The sequence below is a fragment of the Streptomyces sp. WELS2 genome (genome assembly GCF_013870595.1).
GTDB lineage: Bacteria > Actinomycetota > Actinomycetes > Streptomycetales > Streptomycetaceae > Streptomyces.
In genome coordinates, this window is record NZ_JACBWZ010000313.1 from 1 (window position 1) to 6,756 (window position 6,756).

The window sequence follows — 6,756 nt, forward strand, 5'->3', positions numbered from 1 at the left end:
ATCAAGCGGGAGCGTCCGCAGGTGGCGGTGGTGGTGCTCGGCCCGGTGCCGTCGCCGCGCGGCATCGCGGCGGCCTTCGCGGCGGGCGCGTCGGGGTACGTACGGCACGACGAGCGGATCGAGGGCGTCGAGCGGGCCATGATGAAGGCCCGCGCCGGGGAGGCGGCCGTCGCCCCGCAGCTGCTCCAGGGCGCGTTCGGCGAGCTGCTGAACCCGGCCGCGCAGCCCGACGACGAGGCCCAGCGGCTGCTGGGGATGCTGACGCCGCGCGAGGTGGAGGTCCTCGTCCGGGTGGCCGACGGAGAGGACACCCGTCTGATCGCGGCGGGCATGGGCATCGCCCCCAGCACGGCCCGCACCCACGTCCAGCGGGTCCTGATGAAACTGGGCGTCGGCTCCCGCCTGGAGGCGGCGGCCCTGGCCGCCCGCACGGGCTTACTGGAACGGGCCGGGCCGCGTCGGAACACGGGCCCGGCCCGGGCGTCCAAAAGGGGCGCTACTCCGCCCGGTCCTCCTCCGGAGGCAGCACCGTGGGCCTGAGTTTCAGCCACGCCAGGAAGAAGATCCCCAGCAGCAGCATGCCGATCCCGGTCCACAGGTTGATGTTGACGCCCTCGGCCTTGTCGATCGCGGCCCGGGAGTCGGTGAGCCCGGTGATGGTGACGATGACGCCGTAGACCACGAACAGACCGCCGATGATGCGGCGCAGGTCGAAGATGCGGGCCGCCGTCGCGGACTCGGTCTCCAGCTCGGAGACCTCCCGCTGGACGTCCTGCTCGGTGTAGTGCGGCGGACGGTGCTTAGGATGCTCGGTCATGGTTTCCTCGGTCCTCCCGCGTCAGAACGAGAACGGGATGTAGCAGGCGGCGGCCAGGACGACCGCGCCCCAGCCCAGCAGGGCCGGCTTGCGGTACCACGCGTCGTCGCCCTCGGCGGGCGGCTCGGACATGCCGGGGGAGCGGGTGCCGTAGACCAGGCCCTGGAGTTCCTCCGCCGGCTTCGGCTTGGTGAACAGGGACACCGCGATCATCACGACCGCGCCGGCGACGAACCCGGCGATCGCGGAGACGAAGTTGGCGCCCTGGTCGGAGGGGATGGAGATGACGCCCTTCTTGTAGAAGACGAAGTAGTTGATCATCGCCGCGGTGGTGCCGGCGAGCAGGCCCCAGAAGCCGGACTTGGCGGACGCGCGCTTCCAGAACATGCCGACGATGAAGACGACGAACATCGGCACGTTGAAGAAGGAGAACAGCGTCTGCAGGTAACTCATGATGTTCGAGAACGAGGACGCCAGGAACGCCGTGCCGACGGAGGCGCAGACGCCGATCACGGTGATCAGCCGGCCGAACCGCACGTAGTACTCGTCCTCGCGGTCACGCACCACGTACTTGGCCCAGATGTCGTTGGTGAACACCGTGTTGAACGACGACACGTTCGCCGCCATGCCCGCCATGAAGGCCGCCAGCAGACCGGTGACGGCGATGCCGAGCACGCCGTTGGGCAGCAGTTCCTGCATCAGGTAGGGGATCGCGTCGTTGTACGCCAGCCCGGACTTCTTGCTGCCGATGTCCGGCACGAGCGCGGCGGCGACCAGGCCGGGGATCATCACCAGGAAGACGATGAAGATCTTCGGGAAGGCGGCGATGAGCGGGGTGCGCTGCCCGGCGGAGAGGTTCTTCGCGGACAGGGCGCGCTGCACCTCGGCGAAGTTGGTGGTCCAGTAGCCGAAGGAGAGCACGAAGCCGAGGCCGAGGACGATGGTGAGCCAGTTGGCGCCGAGCGGGTTGGCGTGCCCGATGCCCGTGCCGCCCCAGGCGGTGGTGAAGTCGGCGCCGTGCTGCGCGGTGAGCTTGTCGGTCAGTCCGTTCCAGCCGCCGACCTTCTTCAGGCCGAGCACGGTGATGGGGATGAGCGCGGCGAGGATGACGAAGAACTGGAGCACCTCGTTGTAGATCGCCGAGGACAGGCCGCCCAGGGTGATGTAACCGAGCACCAGGGCGCCGGCGACGACGATGGCGACCCACTGCGGCCAGCCGAGCAGGGCCTCGACGACGAGCGCGAGGGCGTAGAGGTTGACGCCGGCGATCAGCACCGCGGCGAACGCGAACAGGGCGGAGCTGAGCAGGTGGGCGGCCTTGTCGAAGCGCAGCAGCAGGAACTCGGGGACCGAGCGGACCTTGCTGCCGTAGTAGAAGGGCATCATCACCAGGCCGAGGAAGACCATGGCGGGGATGGCGCCGATCCAGTACCAGTGGACGGTGTAGGCGCCGTACTGGGCGCTGTTGGCCGCCATGCCCAGGATCTCGGTGGCCGCCAGGTTCGCCGAGATGAAGGCGAGGCCGGTGATCCAGGCGGGCAGCGAGCGTCCGGAGAGGAAGAAGTCGAGGCTGGTCTTGACGGAGCGGCGGGCGGCGAGGCCGATGCCCAGGACGACGACGAAGTAGATCGCCAGGATCGTGTAGTCCAGCCAGTTGGTGGGGAGCCGTAGCTCCGCCGCCAGATATGTGGGGGTTTGCATGAGAACTCGCTTCGTTGCGCGAACTGATCCAAGCGGAACCTACGCCGCCGTGTTCGTTATTTGAACACTTTGACTGGTGTTCTTTGTTTGATTGTGATCGAGCGCAGGGTGTCGAGTTGTGATCTGTTATGTTTGATTGTGTTGAGTGTTGGAGTGGGGACGTGGAGGAGTCCGGCGTGAAGAAGACCCCGACCCGGCTTGCCGACGGTCGTGAGCTGATCTACTACGACCTGCGGGACGACACCGTGCGCGACGCGGCCGACCGGCGCCCCCTGGACCGCACGGTCACCACGTCCGAGGTCCGCCGCGACCCGCTGCTCGGCGACGCCGTCGCCATCGCCTCGCACCGCCAGGGCCGCACCTACCACCCGCCGGCCGACGAGTGCCCCCTGTGCCCCACGCACGGCGACCGGCTCAGCGAGATCCCGGACTCCTCGTACGACGTCGTGGTCTTCGAGAACCGCTTCCCCTCCCTCGCCGGCGACTCCGGCCGCTGCGAGGTCGTCTGCTTCACCCCCGACCACGACGCCTCCTTCGCCGACCTCACCCCCGAACAGGCCCGCCTGGTGCTGGACGCGTGGACGGACCGCACCGCGGAGCTGTCCCGCCTGCCCGCCGTGGAGCAGGTGTTCTGCTTCGAGAACCGCGGCGCCGAGATCGGCGTGACCCTCGGCCACCCGCACGGGCAGATCTACGCCTACCCCTTCACCACCCCGCGCACCGCGCTGATGCTCCGCTCGCTCGCCGTCCACAAGGAGGCCACCGGCGGGGAGAACCTGTTCGACGCGGTCCTGGAGCGCGAACTGGCCGACGAGCGGGTCGTCCTGGAGGGTGAACACTGGGTGGCCTTCGTCCCGTACGCGGCCCACTGGCCGTACGAGGTCCACCTGTACCCGAGGCGCCGGGTGCCCGACCTGCTCGCGCTGGACGAGGCGGCCCGCGCGGAGTTCCCCCGGGTGTATCTGGAACTCTTGAAGCGGTTCGACCGGATCTTCGATGGGCGGGACGGAGGGGAAAGCTCCGCGGGTGAGCCTCCGACGCCGTACATCGCGGCCTGGCACCAGGCCCCGTTCGGCACGCTGGAGGAGTTCGACGGTGTGACGCGCGACGACTTCGCGCTCCACCTCGAGCTTTTCACCATCCGCCGCACTTCCGGCAAACTGAAGTTTCTCGCGGGCTCCGAGTCCGGCATGAGCGTGTTCATCAACGACGTGCCGCCGGAGCGCGCGGCCGAGCGACTGCGAGAGGTAGCGAGTTCATGAAGTACCTGGTGACGGGTGGCGCCGGATATGTCGGCAGCGTCGTGGCCCAGCACCTGCTGGAGGCCGGGCACGAGGTCACCGTCCTCGACAACCTCTCCACCGGCTTCCGCGCCGGCGTGCCCGCCGGGGCCGCCTTCATCGAGGGCGACATCCGCGACGCCGCCAAGTGGCTCGACCCCTCCTTCGACGGCGTGCTGCACTTCGCGGCGTTCTCGCAGGTCGGCGAGTCGGTGCTGAAGCCGGAGAAGTACTGGGACAACAACGTCGGCGGCAGCATGGCGCTGCTCGCCGCGATGCGCGAGGCCGGCGTGCGCAAGCTGGTGTTCTCCTCCACCGCGGCCACCTACGGCGAGCCCGAGCAGACCCCCATCCGGGAGACCGCCCCGACCCGGCCCACCAGCCCCTACGGCGCCTCCAAGCTCGCCGTCGACCACATGATCACCGGCGAGGCGCGCGCCCACGGCCTGGCTGCGGTCTCCCTGCGCTACTTCAACGTGGCCGGCGCCTACGGCGCGTACGGCGAGCGCCACGACCCCGAGTCGCACCTGATCCCGCTGGTGCTCCAGGTCGCCCAGGGCCGCCGCGAGACCATCTCGGTCTACGGCGACGACTACCCGACCCCCGACGGCACCTGCGTGCGCGACTACATCCACGTGGCGGACCTGGCCGAGGCCCACCTGCTGGCCCTGGGCGCCGCCGCCCCCGGCGAGCACCTGATCTGCAACCTCGGCAACGGCAACGGCTTCTCCGTGCGCGAGGTCGTCGAGACCGTCCGCGAGGTCACCGGCCACCCGATCCCGGAGGTCACCGCGGAGCGCCGCGGCGGCGACCCGGCGGTCCTGGTCGCCTCCGCGGACACCGCCCGCGAGAAGCTGGGCTGGAACCCGACCCGCGCGGACCTCGCGGGGATCGTCGCGGACGCGTGGGAGTTCGCGCAGAGCATCACGAGGGAGCACTAGTGGGGGCACAGCAGGTCGCGGAGCGCTTCGCCGAGCTGTACGGGGCACGGCCCGAGGGCGTCTGGGCGGCACCGGGCCGGGTCAACCTGATCGGCGAGCACACCGACTACAACGACGGCTTCGTCATGCCGTTCGCCCTGCCGCACCAGGCGGTGGCCGCGGTCTCCCGCCGCACCGACGGCCTGCTGCGCCTGCACTCGGCCGACATCGGGGGCGGGATCACCGAGCTGCGCCCGGACGACCTCGCGCCCGGCGGCGACCACGACTGGACGGCCTACCCGGCGGGCGTGGTCTGGGCGCTGCGCGAGGCGGGCCACGAGATCACCGGCGCCGACATCCACCTGGCGTCCACGGTCCCGACCGGCGCGGGCCTGTCCTCCTCCGCCGCCCTGGAGGTCGTGATCGCGCTCGCCCTGAACGACCTGTACGACCTGGGCCTGAAGGGCTGGCGGCTGGCCCGACTGTGCCAGCGCGCCGAGAACGTCTACGTCGGCGCGCCCACCGGCATCATGGACCAGACGGCGTCGGCCTGCTGCGAGGCCGGGCACGCGCTGTTCCTGGACACCCGTGACCTGTCCCAGCGGCAGATCCCCTTCGACCTCGCGGCGGAGGGCCTGCGGCTGCTGGTGGTGGACACCCAGGTCAAGCACGCGCACAGCGGCGGCGAGTACGGCAAGCGCCGGGCCGGGTGCGAGAAGGGCGCGGCGCTGCTCGGCGTCGACGCCCTGCGCGACATCCCGTACGACGGCCTGGACGCGGCCCTCGCCCGCCTCGGCGACGAGGAGGAGGTCGTCCGGCTGGTCCGCCACGTCGTGACGGAGAACGAGCGGGTCGAACGCACGGTCGCCCTGCTGCGGGCCGGCGAGCCCCGGGCCATCGGCCCGGTCCTCACCGAGGGCCACGCCTCCCTGCGCGACGACTTCCGGATCTCCTGCCCGGAGCTGGACCTGGTGGTCGACACCGCCCTGGCCGGCGGCGCCCTCGGCGCCCGGATGACCGGCGGCGGCTTCGGCGGCTCGGCGATCGTCCTGACCGAGGCGGCGGACGTCGACACCCTGACGAAGTCCGTCGAGGAGGCCTTCGCCGCGGCGGGCTTCACCGCCCCGCGCGTCTTCGAGGCGGTCCCGTCGGCGGGCGCCCGGCGGCTCGTCTGACCCGACGTCAGACCAGGCGTTTGGTCAGGGTGTACTCCGTGATCCCCGGCGGGTAGTCGGGGATCACGCAGACCACCTCGTAGCCCTGTTTGCGGTAGAAGCCGGGGGCCTGGAAGTCCCAGGTCTCCAGGCGGGCGGAGGTGCAGCCGCGGGCGGTGGCCAGCCGTTCCGCCTCGGCGAGCAGCCGGGAGCCGAGGCCCGTGCCGCGGTGACGGGTCTCCACCCACAGGTAGGTGACGTGCAGCCAGGTCGTCCAGGTGTGGCCGACCAGCCCGCCCGCCAGCTCACCGGCCGCGTCCAGCCCCCACACGTGCAGCGGGGCCTCGCGTTCGCCGGGGGTGCCGCGCAGCGCGGCCAGCACCGGGGACGCCGCCGTGTTGGTGTCCCGCAAGCGTGAGCGGAGCAGATCGCGTCGTCCCTTGTCGACTTCCGTCTCGATACGAAACATGCGGCACACCATAAACGTGCCGGACGGCCAGTTCTGCAAATCTCCTTCCGCTGCGTGCCCGCATCCGTACTCTGTGGAACAGCACCGGTGGGGGCCGGTGCCGCTCAGGGGGCGAGACACGCGGGTACGGCGCCCGCGGTCGGGGACGGCAGTCTCCGCGACGGCGGCGGCCGTGCGGCGCGTTGTCCCTGTCCGCCGGTGTCGTACCCGTGCCCGTCGTCGTACTCCCGTCCTTCTCCGGGCACGCCCGGAAGCCGTCTCGTTCCGGAGCTTTCCGGACCTTGGACATCCCCTGCTCCACGCGGAGCCCGGGGAAGGGGGTCACGTGGTTCGTATCCGAGTCCTGGTCGTCGACGACCACCGCATCTTCGCCGAGTCGCTGGCCGCCGCCCTGGCCGCCGAACCCCTCCTCACC

General features: G+C 70.7%; 7 protein-coding genes and 1 pseudogene. 5 read left to right on the forward strand and 3 right to left on the reverse strand.

From position 1 onward, the window contains the following. Positions 1–540 (forward strand): LuxR C-terminal-related transcriptional regulator (locus H5J33_RS18855; RefSeq protein ID WP_258565221.1); only part of this gene is annotated, 540 nt, incomplete at its 5' end. On the opposite strand, the gene H5J33_RS18860 is transcribed toward H5J33_RS18855, so the two are convergent. Together H5J33_RS18860 and H5J33_RS18865 are read right to left on the reverse strand one after the other, a co-directional pair. Continuing rightward, a complete protein-coding gene (locus H5J33_RS18860) occupies positions 497–817 on the reverse strand; it encodes a hypothetical protein (RefSeq protein WP_181796104.1) in 321 nt (106 codons plus the stop codon). The two genes, H5J33_RS18855 and H5J33_RS18860, sit on opposite strands and share 44 nt — an antisense overlap. A 21-nt stretch (positions 818–838) precedes the next feature. Next, the gene (locus tag H5J33_RS18865) at positions 839–2,518 is read right to left on the reverse strand and encodes a sodium:solute symporter family protein (protein ID WP_181796105.1); all 1,680 of its coding nucleotides are present in this window, start codon (positions 2,516–2,518) and stop codon (positions 839–841) included. 176 nt (positions 2,519–2,694) lie between these two features. Between H5J33_RS18865 and galT the strand changes: the two genes are divergently transcribed. The 3 genes from galT to galK are packed head-to-tail and all read left to right on the forward strand — an operon-like array spanning position 2,695 to position 5,893. Next, a complete protein-coding gene (gene galT / locus H5J33_RS18870) occupies positions 2,695–3,780 on the forward strand; it encodes a galactose-1-phosphate uridylyltransferase (protein WP_181796106.1) in 1,086 nt (361 codons plus the stop codon). Beyond that, on the forward strand, positions 3,777–4,739 hold the full coding sequence (gene galE / locus H5J33_RS18875; RefSeq protein ID WP_181796107.1) for a UDP-glucose 4-epimerase GalE: 963 nt from the start codon (positions 3,777–3,779) through the stop codon (positions 4,737–4,739). Before galT ends, galE begins: the two co-directional genes overlap by 4 nt. Continuing rightward, entirely contained in the window at positions 4,739–5,893 is a 1,155-nt protein-coding gene (gene galK, locus H5J33_RS18880; RefSeq protein WP_181796108.1) for a galactokinase, read from the forward strand. The genes galE and galK overlap by 1 nt, the downstream gene beginning before the upstream one ends. Positions 5,894–5,900: 7 nt before the next feature. On the opposite strand, the gene H5J33_RS18885 is transcribed toward galK, so the two are convergent. Next, positions 5,901–6,353, reverse strand: coding sequence for an N-acetyltransferase (locus H5J33_RS18885; RefSeq protein ID WP_181796109.1), 453 nt, complete (start codon positions 6,351–6,353; stop codon positions 5,901–5,903). A gap of 313 nt (positions 6,354–6,666) precedes the next feature. On the opposite strand from H5J33_RS18885, the pseudogene H5J33_RS18890 reads away from it, so the two are divergent. Next, positions 6,667–6,756 (forward strand): annotated as a pseudogene (locus tag H5J33_RS18890) (DNA-binding response regulator); the annotation flags it as partial.

Bases quoted from the DNA above. Each gene is read 5' to 3' on its own strand.
- H5J33_RS18865 (WP_181796105.1), bottom strand. From the start codon at position 2,518: ATGCAAACCCCCACATATCTGGCGGCGGAGCTACGGCTCCCCACCAAC.
- H5J33_RS18860 (WP_181796104.1), bottom strand. From the start codon at position 817: ATGACCGAGCATCCTAAGCACCGTCCGCCGCACTACACCGAGCAGGAC.
- H5J33_RS18885 (WP_181796109.1), bottom strand. From the start codon at position 6,353: ATGGTGTGCCGCATGTTTCGTATCGAGACGGAAGTCGACAAGGGACGA.
- galE (WP_181796107.1), top strand. From the start codon at position 3,777: ATGAAGTACCTGGTGACGGGTGGCGCCGGATATGTCGGCAGCGTCGTG.